The sequence below is a fragment of the Alteromonas sp. MTD1 genome (assembly GCF_042848195.1).
GTDB lineage: Bacteria > Pseudomonadota > Gammaproteobacteria > Enterobacterales > Alteromonadaceae > Alteromonas.
This window is the reverse complement of the sequence record NZ_BTGG01000008.1, coordinates 206,553-232,080: the sequence shown is the minus strand read 5'-3', so window position 1 is coordinate 232,080 and position 25,528 is coordinate 206,553. Positions and strand designations below refer to the sequence as shown.

Sequence of the window (25,528 nt, the reverse complement as noted above, 5' to 3'; positions counted from 1 at the left end):
TTTTTCAGTTTCGCTCTTGGTGTATTCAATTTAAAGCATTTAAATAAGAAGTAGATGAAACCATCTTTACAGCTAAAATTTAGCCAACAACTTACCATGACACCTCAGCTTCAGCAGGCTATCAAACTGCTGCAGCTTTCTACGCTTGACCTTCAACAGGAAATTCAAGAAGCGCTGGACTCTAATCCGCTTTTAGAAGTTGAAGAAGGCAACGACGAACCTCAAGTTGAAAAGAATAACATCGACAACGACGACAGTGGCGATGTTCAACCGACGGCTTCAAGCGATACGTTAGAAGCCGGAGATGCGCTTGAAAAGAACGATTTACCAGACGAACTTCCTATAGACAGCACGTGGGATGAATACTACTCGGCCTCTTCTGCGCCAGCGCCTGGCCCAGCCAGTGATGACGAACAAATTTTTCAGGGCGAAACTACCGAAGATATCCAAGAACACCTACTATGGCAGATGCGTTTAACCCCTTTCTCTGATACAGACAGAGCCATTGCCATGGCAATTATCGACTCTATTGATGAGTCGGGTTATCTAACCGTGTCACTTGAAGATATTCTAGAAGCAGTAAACGCTGAGGAAGTGTTAGACGAAGACAGCGATGAGCTAATTGAAATGGATGAAGTAGAGTGCGTGTTAAAACGTATTCAAATGTTCGACCCCATTGGTTCTGGCTCACGTTCTCCACAAGAGTGCCTTATGGTGCAGCTACGTCAGTTCTCTGAGGACACACCGTGGCTTGCTGAAGCCAAGCAGCTTATTGAAGAATATTCAGACCTTCTTAGCAGTAAAGACTACCGTACGCTCATGCGTAAAAGCCGTTTGAAAGAAGATCAGCTTCGCGAAGCAATGCGCTTGCTGCAAACCTTGAATCCTCGCCCTGGTAGTGCTTTAGTTACTAAAGAACCCGAGTACGTTATTCCAGACGTATCGGTTACTAAAAAGAACGGGCGCTGGGTGGTAGAGCTAAACCCTGATAGCCTGCCAAAACTTAGCGTTAATCAACAATATGCTGCAATGAGTCGTCGTGCAAAAAACAGTAGCGACTCGCAGTTTATTCGCTCACACATGCAAGAAGCCAAATGGTTTATCAAAAGCCTAGAGTCGCGTAACGACACCTTAATGAAGGTTGCTAATTGTATTGTGCAGCAACAGATGGGCTTTTTTGAGCATGGCCCAGAAATGATGAAACCAATGGTTCTCAATGATGTCGCAGAAATGGTAGATATGCACGAATCCACTATTTCACGCGTCACCACGCAAAAGTATATGCATACGCCACGCGGTATATTCGAATTGAAGTATTTCTTCTCGAGCCACGTAGCAACCGAGTCGGGTGGTGAGTGTTCATCTACTGCGATACGTGCATTGATCAAGAAGTTAGTGGCAGCTGAAAAACCTAGCAAGCCGCTAAGTGATAGCAAGATTGCTTCATTGTTGGCCGAACAAGGCATTAAAGTTGCCCGGCGAACAATAGCAAAATACCGGGAGTCGTTATCGATCCCGCCGTCGAACCAACGCAAAAGCCTTATTTAACGGGCTACATAATATAAGGAAGACGAAATATGCAAATCAACCTTACTGGTCATCATGTCGAAATCACCGACTCTTTGCGTAATTATGTCGATACGAAGTTCAGCAAACTTGAACGTCACTTTGATCACATTTCTAATGTGCATGTCATCCTGAACGTTGAAAAATTAAATCAGAAAGCCGAAGCGACAGTTCACTTAAGTGGCGCTGAAGTATTCGCATCCTCAGAAAATACCGACATGTATGCGGCGATTGACAGCATGGTTGATAAGCTCGACCGGCAGGTAATCAAGCATAAGGAAAAACTCAAAAAACATTAGTAGTTAATTAAGTATGGATATACAAGCCATCGTAAGTTTGGACCGCACCGAGTGTGCGGTTCAATGTAATAGTAAAAAGCGTATTCTAGAAATCATTGCCGACATTGCGGCTAAAAATAATGAAAATATAGACGGCGCTACGGTATTAAACAGCCTAATGTCGCGAGAGCGTATGGGGAGCACCGGCATTGGAAACGGTATCGCCCTTCCCCATGGACGCTTAGCTGGTCTTGATAGAGTTATTGCAATTGTAGTAACCAGTACACCAGCAATCGATTTTGATGCTATTGATGAAAAGCCAGTAGATATCTTTTTTGCGCTTTTGGTTCCGGAAGAGCAAACTGAAGGCCACCTTCAAACGCTTGCCACCGTTGCGGGCAAACTGAACAACAAAGACACCGTAAAAGCAATAAGACGCGCTACCACCAGCGACGATATAGTAAAAGCGCTGGGCTAACGCCGTAATAGATATAACCTCACTGCAATAAGCAGTGCGAGCTTAAGATTTTAATAAAGGGAGAGGCAAGGTGAAGCTGATTATTATCAGTGGTCGTTCAGGCTCAGGGAAATCGGTCGCACTGCGAGCGTTAGAGGATTTAGGGTACTATTGCGTAGACAATATTCCCGTGAACTTACTGCCTACCCTAACCCACACTGTGGTTGATGAATACGACCAAGTGGCAGTAAGCATTGATGTTCGAAACCTACCTAAAAACCCCAATGAATTGGTAGAAATACTCGACTATCTACCTAGCTCGTGGTCGATGACTATCGTGTATATCGATGCCAGTGATGACGTTTTGGTAAAGCGTTTCAGCGAGACACGTCGATTGCACCCGCTTGCTAAGCTTAACAAATCGCTTTCAGAAGCCATTCAAGCCGAGTCGGCACTACTTGCCCCCATCGTTGAACGTGCAGACCTGTATTTAGATACCGACAAACTTACAATTCATCAGCTAGCCGAATTAATTCGCGAGCGTATTTTGGGTAAGAAGAGTTCAAGGTTGGTATTGGTGTTTGAATCGTTTGGTTTCAAGCACGGCATCCCCAAAGACGCTGACTATGTATTCGATGCGCGGTTCTTACCTAACCCACACTGGGAACCAGATTTAAAACACCTAACTGGCTTAGATGCACCGGTAGAAGTGTTCTTAGGCTCTCAGCCAGTTGTTACTAAGTTTATCTGGCAAATACAAAACCTTATCACCACATGGTTACCACATTTAGAGCGAAACAACCGTAGCTATGTAACAGTAGCTATTGGATGCACGGGCGGCCAGCATCGCTCGGTTTATATCGCACAAAGCTTGTCGAAGACCTTTAGTGAAATTCACCCAGATGTGCAGATACGTCATAGGGAGTTGAACCAGTAATGAGTAATGAAAAAGCAGGTTCTATCGAAAAAACCATGACCATTGTCAACAAGCTTGGTTTGCATGCCCGCGCAGCTACTCAGCTTGTGCAGTTGGCTAATCAGTTCGACGCTAAAATTGTACTGAAAAAAGAAGATAAAGAAGCCGATGCCAACAGTGTTTTAGGCCTAATGATGCTTGAAAGCCATCAGGGTGAACAGGTTACTGTGGTGGTAGACGGTGATGATGCACAAGCAGCTATGGCGGCTATTGAGCAACTTATTGCAGGAAAGTTTAACGAAGAAGAGTAAGTGCATTTGGCTAATAGCGTTTGTACTTTATTAGCATTCACTATTTAACTCTTGTGTTTAACCCCCTGTATTGGCCAAATATTCGTCATTTAGTCATAATAAAGACGTTATCCGTGTTTTAATTATGACAGCGTAACAGCAAGTACGATATTCTTACCGCAACACCTAATCTCAATGCAGCATCGCATATTGGGCTCTAGCGTTACTCTTAAACCTGTTTAGCTTGGTAGGATTCGCTATTTATGGCAGAAGCTCTCGTCTCTAAATACGTACAAACTCAACTTCGTGCACTAAATGGCGCACTGAACAATGGTCAGTTTGTTTCTGTACGTAAGCTTTTGCTTGAACTTCCTCCTTCAGATGTAGCTCACATTCTTGAATCTAGCCCTAGCCGCACCCGTGATGAGCTATGGGAATTGATAGACGGTGACTTCCATGGCGATATCCTAGAAGAGCTTTCTGACGATGTAAGAAACGGCATTATTACCAAAATGCTGCCTGCCAACGTGGTTGACGCTCTTGAAGAGATGGATACCGATGACTTGGCAGAAACCTTAAGCAGCCTTCCAGAGCCAGTACTTGCCGACATTCTTGATTCAATGGATGCGCAAGACCGTCTTCGCGCGGAACAAGCCCTTTCATATGGTGAAGAAACCGCCGGTTTCATTATGAATACCGACACCATAACGCTGCGTCCAGACGTTACTATAGATGTTGTACTTCGCTACATTCGCCTTAAAGGTGAGCTGCCAGAAAATACCGATACTTTTTATGTGGTAAATCGCACCGATAACTTAGTAGGCATTGTGCCTGTAACCCGTTTATTAACTGCCGATACTGACGAAAGAGTGTCAGATATCATGGACGAAGAATCGGAAGCGATACCGGTGCATATGCCAGATGACGAAGTGGCTAGCTTGTTTGAACGTTACAATTGGCTATCGGCCCCTGTTGTAGATGAAAACAATCGCTTGGTGGGCCGAATTACCATTGATGACGTGGTTGATATTATTCGTGAAGACGCAGAACACTCAATGATGAGTATGGCCGGTCTTGATGATGACGAAGATACCTTCGCACCGGTTATGCAAAGTACCAAACGCCGCTCGGTGTGGCTGGCAGTGAATCTTGTGACCGCACTAATGGCGGCGATGGTAAGTGATTTATTTGAAGCAACGCTTAGTCAGCTGGCTGTACTGGCGATATTAAACACCATAGTACCAAGCATGGGTGGCGTTGCCGGTAATCAAACCTTAACCTTGGTTATTCGCGGTATGGCATTGGGACACGTTAATGCTAGCAACAGCCGCTGGTTGATAACAAAGGAACTGTCTATTGGTTTCTTAAACGGTGCTATTTGGGCTGTGCTTATTGCTTCTGTTATTGCGCTTTGGAAACAAGATTACACGCTAGGGGTTATTATTGCTTTTGCCATGCTGGTAAACATGATTGCTGCGGGCCTAGCGGGTGCTACCTTACCTATGATCATGAAGCGTTTTAAAATAGACCCGGCGCTGGCAGGTAGCGTTATACTTACTACCATTACTGATGTTGTAGGAATTTTTGCGTTCCTTGGTACAGCCACACTATTTTTGATTTAAGCGCCGTTGATAGGACACGCACGCCTAAGCGCTAAGGGCTAAGGGCTATTCACTCGCTAAGGGCTTCTAAGCGCTAAGGGCTTTTACGCGCTAAGGGCTTTGGCCACAAATCCCTCAACATTAAGCTTATAACCAACACCCCATACTGTTTGCACTAGCTGTCCGCCGTTTAACGGTACAGACACATTATCTAGTTTGTTACGCAAACGGTTAATGTGTGTATTTACCGTATGCTCATAACCTTCATGATTGTATCCCCACACAGCAGTAAGTAACTGATTACGAGAAAACACTTGATTAGGATGACGACAGAAGTAATCAAGAAGGGCGAACTCTCTTGCCGTAAGCGACAGCGTATGACCACCTAAAGTAACGCTATGATAACGATGATCTACCTTTAATGGTCCTATTTCTATGCTGTCATCACCAGCATTCAGCGCAGCAGTATTATCAAGTGAAGGCATACTTCTGCGCATATGTGAGCGAATTCGTGCCATAAAAACCCGCTCATTAAAAGGGCCTTGGAGGTAGTCGTCCACTCCTGCTTCAAAATAATCTGCTTCATCAGCAGGCATTGGTATATCAACATCAACTCTACCCTCGACAGACATTACCCAACAGTCTGGGTTGTTACTAACCAATGAGCAAATACGTGACAAGCACGATTGATCAGCATGAGATTGCACAATAACCAGAGAGTAATGCTGAGCAGATAACAGTGACATAGCCGACTGATAGTTCGACACAACGTCGTGAAGAAAAGCGTGCTCGCTTAAGCACTGAGTAATTGTTTGCTGAAACTGATTATCGCTATAGATAACGAGGATCATAAGGCGCTCCATTTTGCCGCTTAAAAAACTAGACCGTAGCGCTGAAAAATATATTTCACTTTAATTAAAAGAATTTATAAAAAGCTTTTACTCAATTTTCATGTGCTTCCTCGCTTCTTCTATTCCCTCTCTTACATCCCTGACCTTTTTTCCCTGCTCTTATCCTTGCCTCTTTTCTTACCCTTCTCCTTATTATGAGTTCGTACTTTTTCAGACAAAAATCTGTGTTTATTTTGTGATACTTCTGTGATGAATTGCCGTTTTTGCTGACCTACATTTTTAAGCGCTTATAAATCACATCAGGGTATAACAAAATGAAATTCACTAAATTAGCTAGCGCATTGCTGCTTTCAATGGCGGCAGTATCAGCAACTCAGGCGGTTACGCTTGATGTCGAAATTACAAACTTAACGCAGGCGCAAAGCTTTACGCCAAGGCTTGTAATTGCACACGACAATACCGTTGACGCATTTGAAGTAGGCCAGCCTGCATCGTCTGCATTAGCGTGGTTAGCTGAAGCAGGGGTAATTGATGATGCACAAAATGCCGATTCTAGCGGCGCGAACTTCGAAGCTGCACTAGGCCCGGTAGACACCGACAATGGGTCGAGTACCTGGCACCGTTTTGGCGGTCTTTTAGCGCCTAAAGCGACCTTGAGCTACGACTTCGACACCATGGATAAACCGTTGCTGTCGGTACTTGCCATGCTTATTCCAACGAATGATGCGTTTGTGGGTATGGATAGTGTAGAAATACCTACAGAGCCGGGCACATACACTTACTACCTGAATGCGTACGATGCTGGTACTGAGCTAAATGATGAGCTTAACAGTGCACGTACCGATGTGGTTGAAGCAGGTACTGGAAACGCGCTAGGCGGGTATGGCTTACCTGGCGTTGCAGGCGGCGGTGCACCTACGCGCATTGTTGATTTAGGTACAGGCGGCACAGGCGTAGGCGCACAGGTTGTGAATGGTGAGGTAGAGGACGGTGAAGATGGCCCTGTTCATATACATCGAAATGCACTAGGCGATACCGACAATGCGGCTGGCGCAAGTGATTTAGATTCAACCGTTCACCGTTGGTTAAACCCTGTTGCTCGTATTGTTATTACCGTTCCTGCATCTTAAGGGGCATCACTATGAAAACTCCAATTGTAAAACTTAGCACATTACTAATACTATCGGCGCTTATTGCCGCGTGTGGCGATGATGGTGACACTGGACCGCAGGGGCCAGCAGGTCCTCAGGGAGAAGCTGGCGCAGATGGTATGGATGGAGCCGATGGTGCAAACGGCGCTGACGGTGAGGATGGCGAAGACGGCGTAAACGGTAATTCAGCGGTATATACCGTGCAAATTACCAATCTGACTTTTGCACAACCATTCGCACCTGCAGCCGTTATTCTGCACGAAGCAGGCTACATGGCATTCAACGAAGGTATGCCTGCAAGTATGGGTATTGAAGTCATGGCAGAAGGTGGAGACCCATCGATGGTGATCTCAGAAGCCATGGCGTCAACTGACTTTTTAGATGCTCAAAATTCAGGAGGCATATTACCACCAAGAATGACGGGTGAAATGCAAACTTTAGTAGTGCCTGAATTAGACGCAGATGATTTAAGGCTGTCGGTTACCACCATGCTGGTAAACACCAACGATGCCTTTACCGGGCTTAATGCTGCTGACGTAAGCAATCTTGCCGTAGGCGAGTCGAAAAGCTTTATGACTATCACTTGGGATGCAGGTACGGAGGCAAATACTGAAACAGCGACCACTATGCCAGGTCCAGCAGCGGGAGCTGCAGGCGGTGGCGGTGCCCCCGCAGGCTACGACCCAGTAAGAGATGATTTTGCCGATGCGGTTCGACTACACCAAGGTGTTGTTACAAGTGCTAATGCAATGGACCCTAGCCGTGAAGGTCTGGCAACCTCGGTACTGGATGAAAGTCACCGCTTTGACACACCAACTAGCCGCATTGTTATTACACGTAAGCGCTAGAAACAAAAAAGCTGGCATGTCCTTTTGGGATAATGCCAGCTTTTATTCGCTGTTCTTGAAAGACGTTCAATAAAGCACTTCGTGTAAAAACAACGTTTTACTTTATGCCCTTCTACTTAATGGCTTTTTATTTTATTACCTTAAGCGTTGGCTTGCCCTTTTTAGGTGGCACTGGTGCATCATCAGTATCAAGTGTGTCGGCATCTTCCAAAGAAGTTGGTCCAGACACCTGAACATCGCTTTCTTTGGCTTCTTCAGCACGACTTTCCTGCGCGCGTGCAACATCTTCTTCAGTGGCAAACACGGTACCTGCACCGTTTTCGCGGGCGTAAATAGCCATTACTGCTTCACATGGCATGCTTAACCGACGAGGTTGACCGCCAAAGCGTGCTTGGAAAGACACACCGTCTATATCCAGTGAAAAATTAACGCATGCGCTAGGCGATACGTTAAGCACTATTTGACCATCCTTGACGAATTCCTGTGGCACTTCTACCAATTCATTCGTCGCATCAACAACGATATAAGGCGTTAAATCGTTATCAACAATCCACTCGTAAAAAGCCCTAAGCAAATAGGGCTGGTTTGACGTCATAGATGTCATAGTGGGTTGTGGATCTCGCGTTCTTGGTCTGTTAGTGACGCTTTGAACGAACTGCGAGAGAAAATGCGGTTCATATATGCATTAATTTCTTTGCTGCCAGCACCGCTTAGTTCAATACCAAGGGCTGGAAGACGCCATAATAGTGGCGCTAGGTAGCAGTCAACTAAGCTAAACTCTTCGCTCATGAAATATGGCATTTCAGCAAACGCCGGCGCTAAAGAAAGCAACGCTTCGCGAAGCTCATTACGCGCTGCATCAACATCGCCTTCTCCACGGAAAACACGTGCTGCTAGCGAATACCAGTCTTGTTCAATTCTGTGCATCATAAGACGGCTTTGACCGCGAGACACAGGATAAACAGGCATAAGAGGTGGATGAGGGAAACGCTCATCTAGGTATTCCATGATGATGTGCGATGTGTAAAGCACAAGCTCACGATCAACAAGAGTTGGAACAGTACCGTAAGGGTTTAACTCCAACAGATCTTCAGACAGGTTGCTAGGATCTGTGTAGCTGATTTCAACACCCACACCTTTTTCTGCTAACACAATGCGCACCTGGTGGCTGTAAATATCAATTGTGTCAGAGAACAACGTCATAATAGAACGTTTATTTGCGGCTACGGCCATTCAATTTCCTCCGTCGAGAAATTAGTTATGCTCATGAAAAAGAGCGAATTACAAATGCCAAAAAAGGGGGCGAGATGCCCCCTTTTGGTATTATACATAAATCTGTGCGATTAGTGCACTTCTCGCCAGTATTCTTTCTTAAGTAAGTAAACAAATACAAACAATACTGCGATAAAGATAAGTACCCACTTACCGATTTTGTGAGACTCAAGTTTTGAAGGCTCACCTGTGTACTCTAGGAAGTTCACAATATCAGCTACGGCTTGGTCGTACTCGTCAGGAGACATAGAGCCAGTACCATCTGACTTAATACCTACGTAACGCTTAACCATTTCACCGTCAACCATTTGCTCTTCGTAAGTACGCGTCGGCGTGCCTTGAAGTGGTTGAAGTACGTGTGGCATACCTACTTCAGGGAACACTGTATTGTTCACACCAAACGGACGGCTCTCGTCTACGTAGAAAGCACGAAGGTAAGTGTAAATCCAGTCTTCACCGCGAACACGTGCAACAAGCGTTAGGTCTGGTGGCGCAGCACCAAACCATGTAGCAGCACCCTCTTCAGGCATTGCACGAGTGATATAGTCAGACACTTTCTCACCCGTAAACTGCAAATACTCTTGGCCCAATTCATCAGGAATACCCAAATCTTGGAATGAACGCTGATAGCGCTGATACTTCATTGAGTGACAGCCCGAGCAGTAGTTCATAAACAATTGTGCACCGCGCTGCAAAGATGCCTTATCGGTTAAATCGATAGGCGCCTTGTCTAGGTGCACATTACCACCTGCCGCAAGCGCTACGCCAGGTAGGAAGAAGGCTAAAAAGCACATCAATTTTTTCATTTAGAAATCCTCTCTGGCACAGGTTTAGTGTTTTCGTTTTTGCTGTACAAGAACAGTGCAACAAAGAAACCGAAGTACATTACCGTCGCGATTTGAGACGCAATGATTTTCCAGTTTTCTTGTGGTGTACCACCTAGGTAGCCTAGGAAGATAAACACAATAGCAAACACGATTAGGTTCACTTTGTGTAGACCACAACGATAGCGCCATGATTTAACGCGGCCACGGTCAACCCAAGGCATTGCAAATAACGCAGCAATTGCACCAAACATAGCAAGTACACCAAACAGCTTGTCAGGTACCGCTTTCAAAATTGCATAGAACGGCGTGAAGTACCATACCGGGAAGATATGCTCAGGTGTCTTCAACGGGTTAGCAATTTCAAAGTTAGGGTGTTCTAGGAATTTACCGCCCATTTCTGGTGCGAAGAACAACACATAGGTAAACAGTGCTAAGAACACACAGAACGCCACAAGGTCTTTAAGCACGATGTGTGGGAAGAACGGTAGTACGTCGTCAGCAATATCGTACTTGCTAGTGTAGTACTCGTGAATTTCGTACTTAGTCTTTTCAGACTCTGGAAGTGAACCTTTCTTGTGTTTAATTGCAATACCATCTGGGTTGTTAGAACCCACTTCGTGAAGCGCAATAATGTGAAGGAACACTAGAATTACAATAACCAGTGGCAATGCAATAACGTGCAATGCGAAGAAACGGTTTAGCGTGGCACCAGAGATTACGTAGTCACCCTGTAGCCATACAACAAGGTCTGGACCCACAACAGGAATAGCACCAAATAGCGATACGATTACCTGTGCACCCCAGTAAGACATTTGTCCCCAAGGTAGAACATAACCCATGAACGCTTCTGCCATAAGTGCTAGGTATATAAACATACCAAACACCCATAGAAGCTCACGAGGCTTCTGATATGAACCGTAAATCATGCCGCGGAACATGTGCATGTAAACAACAATAAAGAACGCCGACGCGCCTGTACTGTGCATGTAACGGATAATCCAACCGTAGTCGATTTCACGCATGATGTATTCAACAGAAGCAAAGGCGCCTTCTGCAGATGGAACGAAGTTCATGGTTAACCAAATACCAGTAACAATTTGGTTTACCAAAACGATAGTAGCTAGGAATCCGAACACATACCAAAAGTTCATGTTCTTTGGAGCAGGGTATTGAAGTGCGTGCATGTTAGCAACGCGCATCATTGGGATGCGTTCTTCAATCCAACCTAGGAAAGCATTCATGTTAAGCAACCTCCGCTTCTGAGCCGATGATAACAGTAGTGTCATCAACGAACTGGTAAGGCGGCACAACTAGGTTTAATGGTGCCGGTACGTTTTCAAATACACGTCCTGCCATATCAAACTTAGAACCGTGGCATGGGCAGAAGAACCCATCTGGAACCCCTTCAACGATTTCTTCGAAAGCGCCGTCTTTAAGGTGCTGTGGAGAGCAGCCAAGGTGCGTACAAATACCTACAAGAATTAGGTATTCTTCTTTCATCGAACGGAAACGGTTTTGAGCAAAAGTAGGTTGCTGCTCAGCTTCAGAGTTAGGATCTTTAAGCTTATCTTCGTGTGTGCCTAGTTCTTCAAGAATTTCTGGCGTACGGCGCACAATCCATACAGGCTTGCTTCGCCACATTACACGTACTAATTGTCCAGGCTCAATCCCGCTGATATCAACTTCAACGTCAGCACCGGCCGCTTTCGCTTTGGCACTTGGATTCCAGGACGCAATAAAAGGCACAGCAGCACCAACGACACCTACACCACCAACTACCGACGTGGCAACGGTCAAAAACCGACGACGAGTGTTGTTCTCAGGCTGATTATCGTTTTGTGCAGACTCTTTTGCATCTACAGATACATTGCTCATCCACATTTCTCCAGGTTTGGATAATTATGATGTGTAACACAGGCTTATACTGGTTTTATCACGCTTGTGTCATTGCATCATATGGCTTGTCATGAAAGCGACAAAACAGTGAAATTTCTCTGCTTTGTGAATTCACTAAAGTTTTCAAAATTTTCGACCGCAAATGATAAAAGAAAAGCCCTTATAAACACAAGGTTTTACTGATATTTAAGCGATAATTTAATACAAAACTTTATTTAAGATCAAAGACGGAAATACCGCAAATCAAGGTTTTGACGCGATTTGAGGTAAAAAGGCAGAGGAAATTAAACCTTTGTTATTTTCACAAGGAGCGTAGCGGCTATGCCATTGGGCTGTAGGGCAAATGAAGGGTATAAGAACGGAAAATAAAAAACCCGGCATAAGCCGGGTTTTTGCAATACAAAAAACGTAAAAATTAACGCTTTGAGAATTGTGGACGCTTACGCGCTTTGTGTAGACCCACTTTCTTACGTTCAACGCGACGTGCGTCACGAGTAACGAAGCCAGCTTTGCGAAGTGCTGGACGTAGTGCCTCGTCGTACTCCATAAGAGCGCGAGTAAGACCGTGACGAATTGCACCCGCTTGACCGTTAGAACCACCACCTTTAACAGTGATGTAAACGTCAAACTTTTCAGTCATTTCAACAAGTTCTAGTGGCTGACGAACAACCATGCACTCTGTTTCACGACCAAAGTACTCGTCAAGAGCGCGTTGGTTTACTTTAATGCTACCTGTGCCTGGACGTAGGAACACACGAGCAGTAGAACTTTTGCGGCGGCCTGTGCCGTAGTATTGAGTATCTGCCATGTTAATAGCTCCTTAAATGTCCAAAACTTGTGGTTGCTGTGCGGTGTGCTTGTGCTCTGCACCTGCGTAAACTTTCATTTTACGGAACATTGCGCGGCCTAGAGGGCCTTTTGGCAACATGCCTTTAACTGCTTTTTCAATAACCATTTCTGGCTTGTGAGCAATTAGTTTTTCAAAGTTTGTCTCTTTAAGACCACCTGGGTAACCAGAGTGCGCATAGTACATTTTGTCTTGCGCTTTACGGCCTGTTACCGCAACTTTCTCAGCGTTGATTACTACGATGTAATCACCAGTGTCCACGTGAGGTGTGTACTCTGGCTTGTGCTTACCACGAAGGCGTAGTGCGATTTCAGAAGCCAAACGGCCTAGAGTTTTGTCTGTGGCGTCTACCACATACCAGTCACGTTGTACCGTTTCTGGCTTAGCAACAAAAGTTTTCATTTTTCAAATTCACCCGAATAATATCGTCGTTACTGATTTCTGAACACCAGAAATCACCTTAAAATCAACACAATGACCCCTTCGAGCCGGCTGATTCTTCCACCTTCCCAAAGGTGGGCGTAACTGGGCAGGGCGCGAATTATACAGGAATTGTTAGAAATGCGAACCCCTAAAACCAAAAAAAAGGATGATTTTTCAACGAACATCGGTGACTTGATTTAAAAACTAGTGTAAGTTTGATTTGTTGTATTTTTAAACAAAAACAAGAAATGAAAAACGTCTTCTACTTCACCGTGTGTTCGTGGTTGTTTATAACTACTATCAGTTTTTCGCAGGCAAACGAAACGGACGAAATCATCTACACCCGAGCATTTGCCGACAGTGCCTACGGCTACTATCACGTCTCAGTTTTGCAAGCAGCGCTAAATGCTACGCCTGAATTTGGTACAACGTCAATTGCTCCTCACCCCCATCCGATGAGTCAAAGTCGGCAACTCGCGTCACTGGTCAAAGGTGATGCTGATGTGATGTGGAGCGTTACAAATCAAACTCGCGAACAAAAACTTATCCCAATTAAACTCCCACTGTTAAAAGGTTTTTCGGGTCACCGCGTGTTGGTTATAAGCCCTGAGCGTCAATCGGACTTCCATCCACAACTCGATATAAACAAGCTCAAATCAATGACGCTTGTCCAAGGTGTTGATTGGCCTGACCTTGATATACTCCAACATAATGGCTTTACCGTCTCAGGCGAAGATTGGAGTTTATGGTTTCAATCGATGTATTTCATGGTAGAGAAAAATTTAGTCGACGGATTTCCTCGTAACGTTATAGAGGTTCATCGCGATTTAGCACGTCACTCTGATAAAACCATTGCATTAGAAAAAAATCATATCCTGCAATACCCAAGTTACGAGTATTTTTTTGTCAGCCCTCAAAATACCGCACTAGCTAATCGTTTGCGTGTTGGACTAATACGCTTGTTAGAAAACGGCGAACTATCAGCATTATTTGAGGCACAAGAAGGTCATAAAAGAGCAGCATTGATTGTAAATTCACCCACACGAACAACCCATACGTTAAAAAACCCCGCCATTCCTTACGTCCTTAACTACGCGCAGTGGGACAAACATGCAAGTTCAGCAATTAAAGCATTACGTGACGAAACGAATAGCAACTGAGCAGATGCCCAATAAAAACCTTAAGGTTTTCTTAAGGTTTCTGGTATACCCTTAATTTATCGACTAATTGTAGGAATACTATGCGCATACTCTTGGTAGAAGATGACAAGCCATTGTCCAGTGCACTCACAACCTCATTGAGTAAGGCAAACTATGTAATAGATTGTGTGTATGACGGTGCTAGCGCTCTTAATACGCTCCGTGCAGCACAAAACGACATAGTCGTTCTCGATCTTGGGCTTCCAGATCAAGATGGGTTAAGCGTACTTAAGCGTATCCGCAAAACCAATCCCACCTTGCCAGTTTTGATTCTTACCGCGCGAGATAAAACCTCAGACAAGATATCAGGGTTAGATGCAGGTGCAGACGATTATCTTCCTAAGCCCTTTGAAATTGACGAGTTGCTTGCTCGGCTTCGCGTATTAGAGCGGCGACTTGGTACTGCTTCACAAAGCGTGATTACAGTAAAAAACGTCAGTCTTGATACAACCCACCACACACTTACTATTGATAGAAGCAACGTACACCTCCCTCGTCGAGAACTCATGCTTTTAAAAGCGCTGATTGAAAACGCAGGTCGAATACTGAGTAAGCATCAACTTGAAAGCAAACTCTATGAATGGGGTGAAGAAGTGGCCAGTAACACTATAGAAGTGCATATCAGTCATTTGCGAAAGAAAATGCCAGATGACTTCATTCGTACTATAAGAGGCGTTGGATATTGTATATCCAAGTCTGGGGACTAACGTGACGTCAATTCGTCGCTTTCTTATCTTAACGCTTACCAGTGCACTAGTGCTTATAGTATTTAGTGCGGCACTGCACGGCTATCGCGCTACTATTGGTATATCCACTACCCTACTGGACAATGAACTGACTGCGTTAAATAGCGCCATTGCTTCTTTTGATAGCGGAACATCTGGCAACGAGCACACCTCACTATTCCAGATATGGCAAAACGATACCTTAATAAAGAGCTCAAATAGTGCGTTAACAACACCCCTTTCTGCTTTCAAAAACGGTTTCTCTGAAAAGAATGTGCTTGGAACGCGATGGCGTGTGCATACCACTTACTCACAAAGCGAGGAAAAGTGGTACATGGTAGCTCAACCATTGAGTAATCGCTTTGTGTTAACCGATGCGCTCACGGTTGCTTCCATTACCCCCTTTATAATAAGTGTCCCCCTTCTCGCCATTATTTTATTTTTAGGGATCACTTGGGGACTTTCTCCACTTAAACAGCTTTCTCGACAACTGGCAAAGCGAACGGGTAATGATTTTTCTACTATCTCTCTAGATAGAGAGCCAAGCGAATTAAAACCGGTTGTATCCACACTCAATTCAATGTTTACTCGACTAAGCGCGGCATTTGAAAGAGAGCAACAGTTTGCCTCTAATGCTGCACATGAACTGCGCACCCCGCTCAGTGTGATGAAAATCAATATCCACAATATTGCAGAAGAGCTGGGGGAAAACGGCAAACAGCTTCAAACACTGCAACGCGATACAGACAGAATGATCCACGCTGTAAACCAATTCTTGCTACTAACACGCACCAGTCCAGAAACCTTCGTAGAGCAAAAAGAGCCGGTAAATCTTTATTTTGTAGCCCAAGAAGTGATTAGTGATCTCTATGGAAAAATAGAAGCCAAGCAGCAAGACATTGCGTTGGAGGGCGATGAGATTTGGTTAAACAGCGTTCACTTTATGTTGTACACCTTGCTACAGAACCTAATTACGAACGCCAGCAACTACTCACCAGATGGGGCACAAATAGTTGTACGAATAAAAAGACTGGCCTCCACGGTAGTATTAAGTGTTGCAGACTCTGGCCCTGGAATTCCGCGTAGTGAACGAGAAAGTGTACTAAAGCGATTCAACCGCGCTACCCAAGCCAAAGCGACGACAGGAAGTGGTTTGGGTTTAGCCATAGTTTCGCAAATTGTTGCTCTGCATGATGCAAAAGTTGTACTTGATGATGCAGAGCTAGGCGGCCTTGAAGTAAAAGTGGAGTTTAACAATGAACTCTTACTTTAAAACTTCTCTCGCTATTTTAGCCGGTGTGTTTTCGTTTGCGTCTCCTCGCGCATACGCGCTTCCTGAAGTGGTGGTAGAAATAAAAAACCACCTTTTTTATCCCCAGAATGTTGTGGTACCTGCAGGAAAAAAAGTACGACTTACTTTTATCAACTTTGACGACACGCCAGAGGAAATTGATAGTTTTTCACTTAACAGAGAAAAAGTGATTTTCGCCAACAGCAAAGGCAGCATTTATATCGGCCCTTTGAAACCGGGTGAATACCCGTTCTTTGGTGAATTTCACCCCAACAGTGCTGTGGGCAAAGTTGTCGTAAAAGCACATGAAGAGGTGCGCGATGCTGATTAATACCGTGGTACTTTTTTTGCGCGACACGCTGCCAATCTTTCTGTTGCTCAGTGTACTCATTGCATTGCCGGGTGTACCTCGCTTCTCACTAGTATGGCGCGTCGGTTTAATGCTTGTGACAGCAGTTATTATGTATTCATATCTTGGCGTTATCTCTGAGCTAGCAGAGGGTGCAGGGTTTGAATTGCTGAAGTCTCTGCTATTGGTCAGTGCATGGTTAGGTATGTGTATGCTAGCGATATTCCCATATTCAAAAGGACGCACAGTAAGTTTAGGTATTACACTACTTGTGCTTGGTATTGGACTTCCTAACAGCCTACATTTTATGGTGTATTTTGTGTCCGAGCTAACCCGTAATAGTGATAGTTCGTTGCTGATTCTTGGCACTACGATTGGCTTGGGGATCAGTATTAGTATCGCTATTTTGCTAAACATTGCCCTTACACATTTTGTAGGCGCCAAAATAATATTTTGTTTCACGACACTTTTTGTGGCCGCGCAAGTTGCGAATGTAGCCCTTCTCCTTGAACAAATCGATATCTTGCCTACGTCAAAACAAATCTGGGACAGCAGTCAGTTTATTAGTGATAACAGCGAATACGGGCATTTATTGAACGCCCTAATTGGCTACGAAGCCACACCATCAATGAGTTACATGATGTTATTTTTATTATCCTTGGCTGTGCCTAACGCTATTGCGGCTTTGAAAAAGCGCACTCCTGCACTGTGGCAACACGTGGAGGGTATTCGATGAAACGTCTTATTTTAATGATGTGTTCTGTGCTTGCTAGCTTTGCCGCGAGCGCTGACAATTTCACCGTTGATAGAGTCTACCAACCTTACGTTTTACCTTTTGAACGCGAATTCGAATGGCGCCTAACCTCACGTCAAAATGACAACGGGAATGTGTTAATGCAACGCTTCTCATTTGGGCATGCGCTTTCTGAATTTGTCATATTAGAAGCCTACGTTGTAGGTGCACGCGATGAAAACCAAGATTTTGGTTTGGAATCTTATGAACTTGAACTGCGTTGGATGGTGACTGAGCAAGGGCGGTATTGGGCTGATTGGGGAACCCTATTTGAATTAGAAAAGCAGCACAATACCGATGACTGGGCAGTGAAAGCGGGCATTCTTACTGAAAAAGAGTTTGGTCAGTTCAGTCTAACGACCAATGTAAGCTTAGTGTATGAGTGGGGAGAAACCGTAGCCAACGAGTGGGAAGGTGAATTCAAAGCAAAGTTCCGCTATCGCTGGATCCCAGAAGTACAGCCTGGTATTGAGATGTATGTGGCCGAGGACTATGTAGGCGTTGGACCAGCCTTTATGGGCATAAAACGCTTCGACAGACAAAAGCAATTAAAGTGGGAGCTCGGTTTCATTGCTGGGCTCAATGGCGATAGCAAGGATCATACATTACGTATGTCACTCGAATATGAATTTTGATTTATAGAAATGAAAGGCCTTAAGCTTTTCTTAAGGTTTCCTTTTTACAGTACTGGGCATGGTCACTTTACTATTCTATACCTATGCATCAGATTCAAGTCAGTGTAGTACTCCCAGCAAAAAATGAAGCCAAAAATTTACCTTTGCTGTTACATGAAATTGCACAATCCGTTAACACCGAACAAACTGAGGTAGTGGTAGTCGATGACGGCAGCAATGACGACACGACAACATTACTCTTGTCATTAGCAGATTCCCTCCCTCTTAAGTGCAAAGTACTTAAACACCCTTATAGCTGCGGTCAGAGTACCTCGGTGTATCATGGTGTGCTGTCTAGCCAAGGAAAATGGGTTGTTACATTAGACGCCGATGGACAAAACGATCCAGCAGATATTCCAAGACTCATAGAAAAGGCCACACAAGAAAAAGGGGCGCATTTTTGTGTCATTGGGCATCGCCAAAAGAGACAAGATACCCAGTGGAAGCGCTTGCAGTCTAAAGTGGCCAACCGAGTTAGGCAGTGGATCCTACAAGATGATACACCTGATACAGGTTGTGGCTTAAAACTGCTTCCACGAGCAACCTTCCTGATGCTTCCCTATTTTGACCATATGCATCGTTATATACCAGCACTGACTAAGCGATTGGGTGGCAATATAGTGTGTGTACCTGTTAATCACCGTGCGCGTACTGAAGGGCGGTCCAATTATAATGCTTGGAATAGAGGCTGGGCAGGCATCATAGATATGCTCGGAGTAAGGTGGCTAATGTATCGAAGTCGACTCGACGCCATCAATAAGACATTCACTTATGAAAAATAAGTATTTTCAGCTTAACGCGCCCCTTAGTTTTTTCGTAGGTTTCGTATTTATTTCAGTACTTTGCTATTTATCACTTCAACTAACTTCTGACGTTCTAGCCCACAGTAGCGATCCGAGTTGGCTAACATCATATATCGCGAAGCTTAGTACGCGCGAAGTACTATTGATTCTTGGTGCGTTTGTCGTGTTAATGACACTGGGCATTCCCCGGCAAGCTATTAGCTTTTTTTGCGGGGTTGGCTTTGGTGCTATTGAAGGCAGTTTCGTCGCGTTATTACTTACGTGTATGTCTGCAAGCGCAGCCTATTTAATGGCACGCGGTCCGCTTAACAAGCTGCTTGCACCGCTCATTAAGACAAATGGGTATGCAAGTAAACTGTTGCCTTTGCGAGAAAAACTTGTGGATAACAGCTTTCGAACTGTGCTTATGGTTCGACTTTTTCCAATAGGCTCTAATGTTGCAATCAATGTTATTGCTGGCGTATGTCGAGTGCCCTTCATCCCCTTTATTACAGCAAGTACCCTAGGCTTTGTTCCACAAACAGTACTTTTTTCGTTGCTAGGAAGTGGTTCTCGCTACATCAGTACTGTTGAACAGCCTATTCACATTGCTGGTCTAGTCATTAGCGTATTTTTGATACTATCGTTGTCTCGCTATACGCGAAAGGAGAAGGCGCAATGACATCTGCGTTTGCTCATAACCGCACTGCTATCATCCTTTTCGTGGTTGCAACAGTCATTATTTTTGCAGGCATTGGCGTTCGCGACGCTTGGCCTCCTGACGAACCTCGCTTTGCACTCGTTGCTAAAGAAATGGTAACGAGTGGTCAGTGGCTTATCCCTATGCGTGGCGGAGAAATTTACCCTGACAAACCGCCTATTTTTATGTGGTGTATTGCGCTGTTCTATCTTGTGACAGGCAGTTTAAGCGTCGCAATGCTTCTACCAAGTGCTATTGCGAGCCTAATAACCTTGGCACTTACTTATCGTTTAGCGCGCGCACTCGCCGACGAAAAAACGGCCATATTCAGCATGCTATTGTTGTTATTAAGTCCACAATTTGTGATCCAAGCAAAGTTTGCGCAAATTGATGCGTTGGTAGCGTGTTTTATCTGGGTTGGTGTTTATGGTTTTGTGCGCCATTTTTGTATCGCAAAAAGCTGGCGCTGGTACTACATGGCTTGGGCTGCCATGGGCCTTGGTATCATTACTAAGGGTGTAGGCTTTCTGCCGGTTTTAATCTTTATTCCCTTTTCTTTTTTGGCGTTTAAGCACCAACTTCCATCAAAACGATGGGAAAAACGCGCGTTATTCGGCCCCTTAATCATGCTAGCGGTTATACTCGTTTGGCTTGGCCCTGTGCTTTATTTGGGCGTGTATCAACAAGATCCTATGATACAGCAGTACTTGTCTAACATTTTACTTAAGCAAACGGCTCAGCGATATGCAAATGCGTGGCATCATATTGAGCCTTGGTATTACTACATTGTAAAAGTCATTCCACTGTTTTGGTTGCCGTCGATTGTTGTACTGGTCTTAAAAAGAAAAGAGCTCAAGCACGCGTTAAACGAACATCCTGCCTTCTTCGCACTAGCATTCTGGGGGGTGTTAGTTGTGATATTCTTCAGTTATAGTCCGGGAAAGCGCGGTGTTTATGTGTTGCCCGCACTTCCGGCAGTAGCCATGATTGCAAGTTTATTATTATCTCGCGGGGGAATGTCAAGAACCATAGAGACGATTGGGCGCATAATCACACTCGTACCATCACTGCTTTTAGTCGCAGCAGGTGCAATGCTTTTACTCAGTGACCAAACCGTAAGTGCTTTAATTTCACGTTATCACAGTGATGTAATTACAATAAACACACTTGCCGCCATTTGTTTGCTACTAGGTACACTCACCGTCGCAGTGCAAGGTTTACGCTTTTCTAAGCATATCGTTGCATGGTTAATATTGATAACAGTTATCCCATCAACACTAGGAGCTTGGGCGCTCAATGAAATACGTACACCAACGCACCTTTTACATCGTGCTCAGATTCAAATAAGTCACCTTTCATCAAACGAGGCTGCCCCAAAAGAAGAATCAATGGTAGGTATTGTTGACTTTAAGGAACAGTATTTACTGTTTTCGCCATTTTCACTTACTCATTTTGGCTACCATACTCCAAAAAACATAGAGAATGGCACTGCATGGGCGTGGCTTAGCGCACACCCATCTCGATTTTTGCTAGCGCCTAAGGACTATGATTTCCAATGTGTCGATTTAGAAAAATCAATCTCATTGGGTTTTGCACATCGAGATGAATGGCTACTCATTCCATCAATAGCTGCGCATTCAAATTGCACACTACCTTCAGACGGACCTACCTTCCATTGAGGAAATAAACACAACCGCCTTCGCTTATCGCACATACCAATGCGATAAGCGAGTCAAAAAATATCTATTAATTTTAAAAAAAGCGTTAACTTAAGGTTCTCTTAAGGTAGCGCATCAATACTCATACCATCGAAGAACACCAGAGTGTATGTATGAGCCTTACGTTATCAGTAGCACCCAACTCATGTGATGATAAAAATACTTGTCAACATGAAAAGCGGCGCCCATCACTAGCTTTCATTACAGCCAGCCTTAAGCATCCAGCTAGACACAATATTGAAACCTTTATTGCTAATGGTTTCGCCACCCGCTATGACGCACATATTAGTTCGTTCATGCCAATGCTATTTGCACTTGAAGTTAACGGAATAAAGGCAGCTGTTGGCGCTAGGTGCAGTGCTACTCACAAAACGCATCACGCACTTTTCATTGAGCAATATCTTGATAGCCCTATTGAAGTCGCATTAGAGGCCCATGAGATTTTTGCGCAAAGACACGACATTGTTGAAGTAGGTAACTTATTCAGTAGCTCGTCGCGTTACACGCTGCCCTTGTTACTTTCATTATTTTTTTTGTTCTCGCAAATTGGCAAAAAATATCTTGTGTTCAGTGCAACAACTCAAGTGCAACAACTATTACAGGGTGCAGGTATTTCGCTTACTACGTTAGCGCACGCTGACGTTAATAGACTCGCTGCAGACCGCGATGATTGGGGCACCTACTATGACACTGCGCCGCAAGTTATGGCGTTGTCTCTTCAAGAAGTTACTCACCATGTCATGCGCAGTAGCCCTCTTCGCCAATACTATCAGCAAGCGGTTGGACTCATCGCAAGCTCTGATAGCGAGCTTCAACTGCGCAGCGCTTTAGCTTATCCGCAAAAAGGTGCGTCCCATGTTGCTTGAAAAGTATTTAACCGGTGATGATGCTTCTGTTGCACTGAAGCATCATGGAAAATCGTTAACCTACCGCGAACTTAAAGATGCTATCGCGCAGCTCGCAAATTGGATCACAGAAAATGATGTAAGCCGTATTGCTATTGCTTTTGACAACAGTTTCGCTTGGGTAGTCGCTGACCTTGCGTGCCAGCAAGCTGAAGCGTGCTGTGTGCCTCTCCCACTCTTTTTTAGTGAGCAGCAGCAGCAACACATACTTAGCGAAAGCCAGTGTGAGTACCTACTAACAGATGCGGAGCACCCTGCTTTCGCGTCAACAACGATGAAACGCGTGTGCAAAACTGTCGATATTGTTGGCTATGCACTAACTTCTGACACAACATCTGTGTGTATGCCCAACGGCACTCATAAAATCACCTTCACATCGGGGTCCACTGGCGCACCAAAAGGCGTGTGCTTGTCCAGTGAATCTCAGTGGAAAGTTGCTCAGTCAATAAGCAATGCTTTTGAGCAAGACTATGTCAACCACTTATGCCTGCTTCCGCTATCAACGTTACTTGAAAATATCGCCGGTGTTTATGCCCCATTGCTTCACGGTGGCACAGTGCAACTTGCATCAGCAAGTGCTAGAGGCTTTGAAGGTAGCCGTCTTGTAAACCCACAAGCGCTAATTGGCTTAATTGATAGCGTCCAACCAACGTCGGTTATCTTGGTACCCGAGTTACTTATGGTATTGCTTCATGCCTGCTCACAAGGTTGGGTACCACCTACGTCGTTGTCGTTTATCGCCGTAGGCGGTGCGCATGTATCACCTGTACTGCTGGCACAAGCACAAGCTAAAGGCCTACCTGTCTATGAAGGCTATGGTCTGTCTGAAGCCGTTTCAGTCTCTACGCTTAATACGGGGCAATGCAATGTAGTGGGCACGGCAGGAAAAGCACTCGGGCACAACACACTTCATATAGATAACGGCGAAGTGGTAATAACTGGCAACCACTTTTTGGGATACCTCAATCAAGTAGAGAGTTTTTACCCCGCACACGTCAGAACCGGAGACTTAGGCGTTATAAACGACGGCGTTTTAACACTCAGTGGCCGCAAGAAAAACATCATGGTGAACAGCGCAGGTAGAAACGTGTCGCCTGAATGGATTGAGTCTCTATTGATGGGAAGTGGCGTACTGCGCCAAGTGGTCGTCTTCTGTGAAGCTCGCCCACACTGCGTTGCTTTGCTTGTCCCTGCATCGCCTCACATATCCATTGATGGAATACATAAAGCCATTGCGTTGATTAACCAACAATTGCCCGACTATGCCCAAATAGAAAACTTTGATGTGGTTGCGCCATTTACGCCAGAAAACGGGTTGTTAACCCAAACTGGCAAGATTAAGCGCGACGATGTGATTACACACTACAGCGGCACAATAGCTGCGCTGTATCGCGACCCTCAATTTATCTCGCACACTGAAACCTGTACGCATCCTGAATCTTGTGCGACGCAAACGATCACCTTTGGAGAGTAAATAATGTCTTTTTATCAACAACTTCAAGAAAGTACTGAGCAAGCTAGAAACCTGTTTTTACAGGCACCAATAATTCAACGTTGTTTTAATGGCGACTTTTCTCTTGACGATTATATTGCGTTTCTTCAACAAGCGTATCACCACGTTAAATTTACAGTACCGCTTCTTATGGCTACAGGCGCTAAATTAAGCGAAGACAAAGAGTGGCTGCGTGAGGCCATTGGCGAATACATTGAAGAAGAAATGGGTCATCAAGAGTGGATTTTAAACGACTTAGCTGCGTGTGGTGTCGATAAGGAACAAGCTCGAAATGGACAACCTGCACCTGCGACTGAACTTATGGTCGCTTATGCGTTTGATGCCATTGCACGCAAAAATCCACTTTATTTTTTCGGCATGGTGTTTGTACTCGAAGGCACTAGTATTGCGCTGGCTGATGCTGCAGCAAAGCAAATTAAAGATAAACTATCACTGCCTAGATCTGCATTTAAGTATTTAACCTCACATGGTGCGCTTGACCAAGAGCACATCGTTTTCTTTGAAGGGTTAATGAATCAAATAGTAAACCCTAAAGAACAAGCCATGATCATTCACAGCGCCAATATGTTTTATCGCTTGTATGGGGACATTTTCCGTGAACTTACTCCTGAGCACGGTTTACGTCCTATTGCACAGATTGCGTAACGTGTGCAGCACTATTTTTATAGGGTTAACTTAAGGTAAAGCGTGATGACTATTCAATGGCAAAATCAAGTAATACTCGTAACAGGTGCTAGTGGTGGCATTGGACATGCCATTGCTAAAGCACTTGATGAGAAAGGTGCACATCTCATCTTAACGGGCAGAAATGAAGTAAAACTCAAACAACTCCAACAGTCGCTCAAATATCAACATACCATTGTAGCGGCGGATATTTCGCATTGTGAAGGCAGAGAAAAACTGATTCACACGTGCGAGCGATTACCAGTGAGTGTGCTGATAAACAATGCTGGTACAACCCATGTCGGCCAATTCAGTGATGCTCCTATCGAATCAGTGGTGACTACCAACCTACTCTCTCCAATGCTGCTAACTCAAGCGCTGCTTCCCCTTTTAGAGCAACGCCCTCATGCGCATATCGTCAATATTGGCTCAGCCTTCGGCAGCATTGGTTTTGCTGCGCATAGCACCTACTGCGCAACCAAATTTGCGCTTAAAGGGTGGACTGAGGCGCTTCATCGTGAATATCACAACAGTAATATTCGATTTCACTATGTAGCACCAAGAGCAACGTCTACGGCCATTAATGACGAGAGAGCTGTTGCGCTCAATAACGCACTGGGTAATCACGTTGATACACCCGATGTTGTAGCACGAGCACTTGTTAAAGCACTCGAGCAAAACAAAGCGCGGCTAAGCATTGGCTTTGCAGAACGCTTTTTCGCCAAATTAAATGCCATTTTACCCAATATTGTTGATAACGCATTAGCCAAAAAGCTACCCATTATTAAACGCCACACATTCAAAAAAAGTGAGCAGAACACGCACATCGATACTGTGACAAATGCCAACGACTTTTCCAGTAAGTTGGTTTAACACCGGAGTGAACATTATGAAACATTTAACCACCGTAACCCGAATGACGCTTATTTCATTATCTTTAGGCGCAATGAGTTATGCACTTGCGCAAGATAACGCAAGGCCGTCAGCAAGCGA

The 25,528-nt window shown here is 44.7% G+C and carries 29 protein-coding genes; 21 read left to right on the top strand and 8 right to left on the bottom strand.

Features of this window, described 5'->3' with window-relative positions; genetic code table 11:
• Nucleotides 1-54: 54 nt before the first annotated feature.
• From ACGHAV_RS12660 to mgtE, 6 genes are all read left to right on the top strand, one after another.
• Entirely contained in the window at nt 55-1,548 is a 1,494-nt protein-coding gene (locus ACGHAV_RS12660) for an RNA polymerase factor sigma-54 (RefSeq protein WP_390381159.1), read from the top strand.
• A 29-nt stretch (nt 1,549-1,577) separates the two neighbouring features.
• Nucleotides 1,578-1,865 carry a ribosome hibernation promoting factor gene (hpf, locus tag ACGHAV_RS12655; RefSeq protein WP_012517338.1) on the top strand — a complete coding sequence of 96 codons (288 nt, stop codon included), beginning with the start codon at nt 1,578-1,580 and terminating at the stop codon, nt 1,863-1,865.
• 13 nt (nt 1,866-1,878) lie between these two features.
• Complete coding sequence (ptsN, locus tag ACGHAV_RS12650) at nt 1,879-2,322, top strand: PTS IIA-like nitrogen regulatory protein PtsN (RefSeq protein WP_390381155.1); 444 nt, start codon at nt 1,879-1,881, stop codon at nt 2,320-2,322.
• A 70-nt stretch (nt 2,323-2,392) separates the two neighbouring features.
• On the top strand, nt 2,393-3,238 hold the full coding sequence (gene rapZ, locus ACGHAV_RS12645) for an RNase adapter RapZ (protein WP_334015474.1): 846 nt from the start codon (nt 2,393-2,395) through the stop codon (nt 3,236-3,238).
• On the top strand, nt 3,238-3,528 hold the full coding sequence (locus tag ACGHAV_RS12640) for an HPr family phosphocarrier protein (protein ID WP_390381152.1): 291 nt from the start codon (nt 3,238-3,240) through the stop codon (nt 3,526-3,528). Before rapZ ends, ACGHAV_RS12640 begins: the two co-directional genes overlap by 1 nt.
• A gap of 242 nt (nt 3,529-3,770) precedes the next feature.
• Nucleotides 3,771-5,129 (top strand): magnesium transporter, encoded by a 1,359-nt coding sequence (gene mgtE / locus ACGHAV_RS12635; RefSeq protein WP_390381149.1) that lies wholly within the window; start codon nt 3,771-3,773, stop codon nt 5,127-5,129.
• 83 nt (nt 5,130-5,212) lie between these two features.
• On the opposite strand, the gene ACGHAV_RS12630 is transcribed toward mgtE, so the two are convergent.
• Nucleotides 5,213-5,959, bottom strand: a complete 747-nt coding sequence (locus ACGHAV_RS12630) for a response regulator transcription factor (protein ID WP_390381146.1) — start codon at nt 5,957-5,959, stop codon at nt 5,213-5,215.
• Between the two features lie 314 nt (nt 5,960-6,273).
• Here ACGHAV_RS12630 and ACGHAV_RS12625 point away from each other — a divergent pair, with 314 nt between their 5' ends.
• Nucleotides 6,274-7,089, top strand: coding sequence for a spondin domain-containing protein (locus ACGHAV_RS12625; protein WP_390381143.1), 816 nt, complete (start codon nt 6,274-6,276; stop codon nt 7,087-7,089).
• A gap of 11 nt (nt 7,090-7,100) precedes the next feature.
• Complete coding sequence (locus ACGHAV_RS12620; protein ID WP_390381140.1) at nt 7,101-7,958, top strand: spondin domain-containing protein; 858 nt, start codon at nt 7,101-7,103, stop codon at nt 7,956-7,958.
• Between the two features lie 127 nt (nt 7,959-8,085).
• Here ACGHAV_RS12620 and ACGHAV_RS12615 read toward each other — a convergent pair whose 3' ends face one another.
• The 7 genes from ACGHAV_RS12615 to rplM form a co-directional block, all read right to left on the bottom strand.
• Nucleotides 8,086-8,562, bottom strand: coding sequence for a ClpXP protease specificity-enhancing factor (locus tag ACGHAV_RS12615; RefSeq protein ID WP_390381137.1), 477 nt, complete (start codon nt 8,560-8,562; stop codon nt 8,086-8,088).
• Nucleotides 8,559-9,191 (bottom strand): stringent starvation protein SspA, encoded by a 633-nt coding sequence (gene sspA / locus ACGHAV_RS12610; protein WP_334015466.1) that lies wholly within the window; start codon nt 9,189-9,191, stop codon nt 8,559-8,561. The genes ACGHAV_RS12615 and sspA overlap by 4 nt, the downstream gene beginning before the upstream one ends.
• A gap of 110 nt (nt 9,192-9,301) precedes the next feature.
• A complete protein-coding gene (locus tag ACGHAV_RS12605) occupies nt 9,302-10,036 on the bottom strand; it encodes a cytochrome c1 (RefSeq protein WP_334015465.1) in 735 nt (244 codons plus the stop codon).
• On the bottom strand, nt 10,033-11,298 hold the full coding sequence (locus tag ACGHAV_RS12600) for a cytochrome bc complex cytochrome b subunit (RefSeq protein ID WP_390381133.1): 1,266 nt from the start codon (nt 11,296-11,298) through the stop codon (nt 10,033-10,035). The genes ACGHAV_RS12605 and ACGHAV_RS12600 overlap by 4 nt, the downstream gene beginning before the upstream one ends.
• A gap of 1 nt (nt 11,299) precedes the next feature.
• Nucleotides 11,300-11,932: a ubiquinol-cytochrome c reductase iron-sulfur subunit gene (gene petA, locus ACGHAV_RS12595; RefSeq protein WP_334015462.1), complete on the bottom strand. Its 633-nt coding sequence runs from the start codon at nt 11,930-11,932 to the stop codon at nt 11,300-11,302.
• A 436-nt stretch (nt 11,933-12,368) separates the two neighbouring features.
• On the bottom strand, nt 12,369-12,761 hold the full coding sequence (rpsI, locus tag ACGHAV_RS12590) for a 30S ribosomal protein S9 (RefSeq protein ID WP_014948330.1): 393 nt from the start codon (nt 12,759-12,761) through the stop codon (nt 12,369-12,371).
• A 12-nt stretch (nt 12,762-12,773) separates the two neighbouring features.
• Entirely contained in the window at nt 12,774-13,202 is a 429-nt protein-coding gene (rplM, locus tag ACGHAV_RS12585) for a 50S ribosomal protein L13 (RefSeq protein WP_014948329.1), read from the bottom strand.
• 269 nt (nt 13,203-13,471) lie between these two features.
• On the opposite strand from rplM, the gene ACGHAV_RS12580 reads away from it, so the two are divergent.
• The 13 genes from ACGHAV_RS12580 to ACGHAV_RS12520 all read left to right on the top strand — a co-directional run bounded on the left by ACGHAV_RS12580 (nt 13,472) and on the right by ACGHAV_RS12520 (nt 25,408).
• Nucleotides 13,472-14,383: a hypothetical protein gene (locus ACGHAV_RS12580; protein ID WP_390381129.1), complete on the top strand. Its 912-nt coding sequence runs from the start codon at nt 13,472-13,474 to the stop codon at nt 14,381-14,383.
• A gap of 80 nt (nt 14,384-14,463) precedes the next feature.
• Nucleotides 14,464-15,129 (top strand): response regulator, encoded by a 666-nt coding sequence (locus ACGHAV_RS12575; RefSeq protein WP_390381126.1) that lies wholly within the window; start codon nt 14,464-14,466, stop codon nt 15,127-15,129.
• Between the two features lies 1 nt (nt 15,130).
• Entirely contained in the window at nt 15,131-16,420 is a 1,290-nt protein-coding gene (locus ACGHAV_RS12570) for an ATP-binding protein (protein ID WP_390381124.1), read from the top strand.
• Nucleotides 16,404-16,769 (top strand): cupredoxin domain-containing protein, encoded by a 366-nt coding sequence (locus ACGHAV_RS12565; protein WP_202263711.1) that lies wholly within the window; start codon nt 16,404-16,406, stop codon nt 16,767-16,769. Before ACGHAV_RS12570 ends, ACGHAV_RS12565 begins: the two co-directional genes overlap by 17 nt.
• Nucleotides 16,759-17,523, top strand: a complete 765-nt coding sequence (locus ACGHAV_RS12560; protein ID WP_390381121.1) for an FTR1 family iron permease — start codon at nt 16,759-16,761, stop codon at nt 17,521-17,523. The genes ACGHAV_RS12565 and ACGHAV_RS12560 overlap by 11 nt, the downstream gene beginning before the upstream one ends.
• Nucleotides 17,520-18,215 carry a hypothetical protein gene (locus tag ACGHAV_RS12555; RefSeq protein ID WP_390381118.1) on the top strand — a complete coding sequence of 232 codons (696 nt, stop codon included), beginning with the start codon at nt 17,520-17,522 and terminating at the stop codon, nt 18,213-18,215. Before ACGHAV_RS12560 ends, ACGHAV_RS12555 begins: the two co-directional genes overlap by 4 nt.
• A gap of 83 nt (nt 18,216-18,298) precedes the next feature.
• Entirely contained in the window at nt 18,299-19,036 is a 738-nt protein-coding gene (locus ACGHAV_RS12550) for a glycosyltransferase family 2 protein (RefSeq protein ID WP_390381115.1), read from the top strand.
• The gene (locus tag ACGHAV_RS12545) at nt 19,026-19,718 is read left to right on the top strand and encodes a TVP38/TMEM64 family protein (RefSeq protein ID WP_390381113.1); all 693 of its coding nucleotides are present in this window, start codon (nt 19,026-19,028) and stop codon (nt 19,716-19,718) included. Before ACGHAV_RS12550 ends, ACGHAV_RS12545 begins: the two co-directional genes overlap by 11 nt.
• Complete coding sequence (locus tag ACGHAV_RS12540; protein WP_390381110.1) at nt 19,715-21,415, top strand: ArnT family glycosyltransferase; 1,701 nt, start codon at nt 19,715-19,717, stop codon at nt 21,413-21,415. Before ACGHAV_RS12545 ends, ACGHAV_RS12540 begins: the two co-directional genes overlap by 4 nt.
• Before the next feature lie 152 nt (nt 21,416-21,567).
• Nucleotides 21,568-22,320 carry a thermostable hemolysin gene (locus ACGHAV_RS12535; RefSeq protein ID WP_390381107.1) on the top strand — a complete coding sequence of 251 codons (753 nt, stop codon included), beginning with the start codon at nt 21,568-21,570 and terminating at the stop codon, nt 22,318-22,320.
• Entirely contained in the window at nt 22,310-23,833 is a 1,524-nt protein-coding gene (locus tag ACGHAV_RS12530; RefSeq protein ID WP_390381104.1) for an AMP-binding protein, read from the top strand. Before ACGHAV_RS12535 ends, ACGHAV_RS12530 begins: the two co-directional genes overlap by 11 nt.
• A 3-nt stretch (nt 23,834-23,836) precedes the next feature.
• Nucleotides 23,837-24,517 carry a TenA family transcriptional regulator gene (locus ACGHAV_RS12525; RefSeq protein ID WP_390381101.1) on the top strand — a complete coding sequence of 227 codons (681 nt, stop codon included), beginning with the start codon at nt 23,837-23,839 and terminating at the stop codon, nt 24,515-24,517.
• Between the two features lie 45 nt (nt 24,518-24,562).
• Nucleotides 24,563-25,408 (top strand): SDR family oxidoreductase, encoded by an 846-nt coding sequence (locus ACGHAV_RS12520; RefSeq protein ID WP_390381098.1) that lies wholly within the window; start codon nt 24,563-24,565, stop codon nt 25,406-25,408.
• Nucleotides 25,409-25,528: the final 120 nt, after the last annotated feature.

Excerpts from the sequence above, each read along its gene's own strand:
- ACGHAV_RS12640 (WP_390381152.1), top strand. The coding sequence starts at position 3,238 with ATGAGTAATGAAAAAGCAGGTTCTATCGAAAAAACCATGACCATTGTC.
- rplM (WP_014948329.1), bottom strand. The coding sequence starts at position 13,202 with ATGAAAACTTTTGTTGCTAAGCCAGAAACGGTACAACGTGACTGGTAT.
- rpsI (WP_014948330.1), bottom strand. The coding sequence starts at position 12,761 with ATGGCAGATACTCAATACTACGGCACAGGCCGCCGCAAAAGTTCTACT.
- ACGHAV_RS12660 (WP_390381159.1), top strand. The coding sequence starts at position 55 with ATGAAACCATCTTTACAGCTAAAATTTAGCCAACAACTTACCATGACA.
- ACGHAV_RS12605 (WP_334015465.1), bottom strand. The coding sequence starts at position 10,036 with ATGAAAAAATTGATGTGCTTTTTAGCCTTCTTCCTACCTGGCGTAGCG.
- ACGHAV_RS12625 (WP_390381143.1), top strand. The coding sequence starts at position 6,274 with ATGAAATTCACTAAATTAGCTAGCGCATTGCTGCTTTCAATGGCGGCA.
- ptsN (WP_390381155.1), top strand. The coding sequence starts at position 1,879 with ATGGATATACAAGCCATCGTAAGTTTGGACCGCACCGAGTGTGCGGTT.
- mgtE (WP_390381149.1), top strand. The coding sequence starts at position 3,771 with ATGGCAGAAGCTCTCGTCTCTAAATACGTACAAACTCAACTTCGTGCA.
- ACGHAV_RS12530 (WP_390381104.1), top strand. The coding sequence starts at position 22,310 with ATGTTGCTTGAAAAGTATTTAACCGGTGATGATGCTTCTGTTGCACTG.
- ACGHAV_RS12600 (WP_390381133.1), bottom strand. The coding sequence starts at position 11,298 with ATGAATGCTTTCCTAGGTTGGATTGAAGAACGCATCCCAATGATGCGC.
- ACGHAV_RS12545 (WP_390381113.1), top strand. The coding sequence starts at position 19,026 with ATGAAAAATAAGTATTTTCAGCTTAACGCGCCCCTTAGTTTTTTCGTA.
- petA (WP_334015462.1), bottom strand. The coding sequence starts at position 11,932 with ATGAGCAATGTATCTGTAGATGCAAAAGAGTCTGCACAAAACGATAAT.
- ACGHAV_RS12620 (WP_390381140.1), top strand. The coding sequence starts at position 7,101 with ATGAAAACTCCAATTGTAAAACTTAGCACATTACTAATACTATCGGCG.
- ACGHAV_RS12520 (WP_390381098.1), top strand. The coding sequence starts at position 24,563 with ATGACTATTCAATGGCAAAATCAAGTAATACTCGTAACAGGTGCTAGT.
- ACGHAV_RS12615 (WP_390381137.1), bottom strand. The coding sequence starts at position 8,562 with ATGACATCTATGACGTCAAACCAGCCCTATTTGCTTAGGGCTTTTTAC.
- ACGHAV_RS12525 (WP_390381101.1), top strand. The coding sequence starts at position 23,837 with ATGTCTTTTTATCAACAACTTCAAGAAAGTACTGAGCAAGCTAGAAAC.
- ACGHAV_RS12540 (WP_390381110.1), top strand. The coding sequence starts at position 19,715 with ATGACATCTGCGTTTGCTCATAACCGCACTGCTATCATCCTTTTCGTG.
- ACGHAV_RS12535 (WP_390381107.1), top strand. The coding sequence starts at position 21,568 with ATGAGCCTTACGTTATCAGTAGCACCCAACTCATGTGATGATAAAAAT.
- hpf (WP_012517338.1), top strand. The coding sequence starts at position 1,578 with ATGCAAATCAACCTTACTGGTCATCATGTCGAAATCACCGACTCTTTG.
- ACGHAV_RS12575 (WP_390381126.1), top strand. The coding sequence starts at position 14,464 with ATGCGCATACTCTTGGTAGAAGATGACAAGCCATTGTCCAGTGCACTC.
- ACGHAV_RS12630 (WP_390381146.1), bottom strand. The coding sequence starts at position 5,959 with ATGATCCTCGTTATCTATAGCGATAATCAGTTTCAGCAAACAATTACT.
- ACGHAV_RS12580 (WP_390381129.1), top strand. The coding sequence starts at position 13,472 with ATGAAAAACGTCTTCTACTTCACCGTGTGTTCGTGGTTGTTTATAACT.
- sspA (WP_334015466.1), bottom strand. The coding sequence starts at position 9,191 with ATGGCCGTAGCCGCAAATAAACGTTCTATTATGACGTTGTTCTCTGAC.
- ACGHAV_RS12560 (WP_390381121.1), top strand. The coding sequence starts at position 16,759 with ATGCTGATTAATACCGTGGTACTTTTTTTGCGCGACACGCTGCCAATC.
- ACGHAV_RS12555 (WP_390381118.1), top strand. The coding sequence starts at position 17,520 with ATGAAACGTCTTATTTTAATGATGTGTTCTGTGCTTGCTAGCTTTGCC.
- ACGHAV_RS12565 (WP_202263711.1), top strand. The coding sequence starts at position 16,404 with ATGAACTCTTACTTTAAAACTTCTCTCGCTATTTTAGCCGGTGTGTTT.
- ACGHAV_RS12550 (WP_390381115.1), top strand. The coding sequence starts at position 18,299 with ATGCATCAGATTCAAGTCAGTGTAGTACTCCCAGCAAAAAATGAAGCC.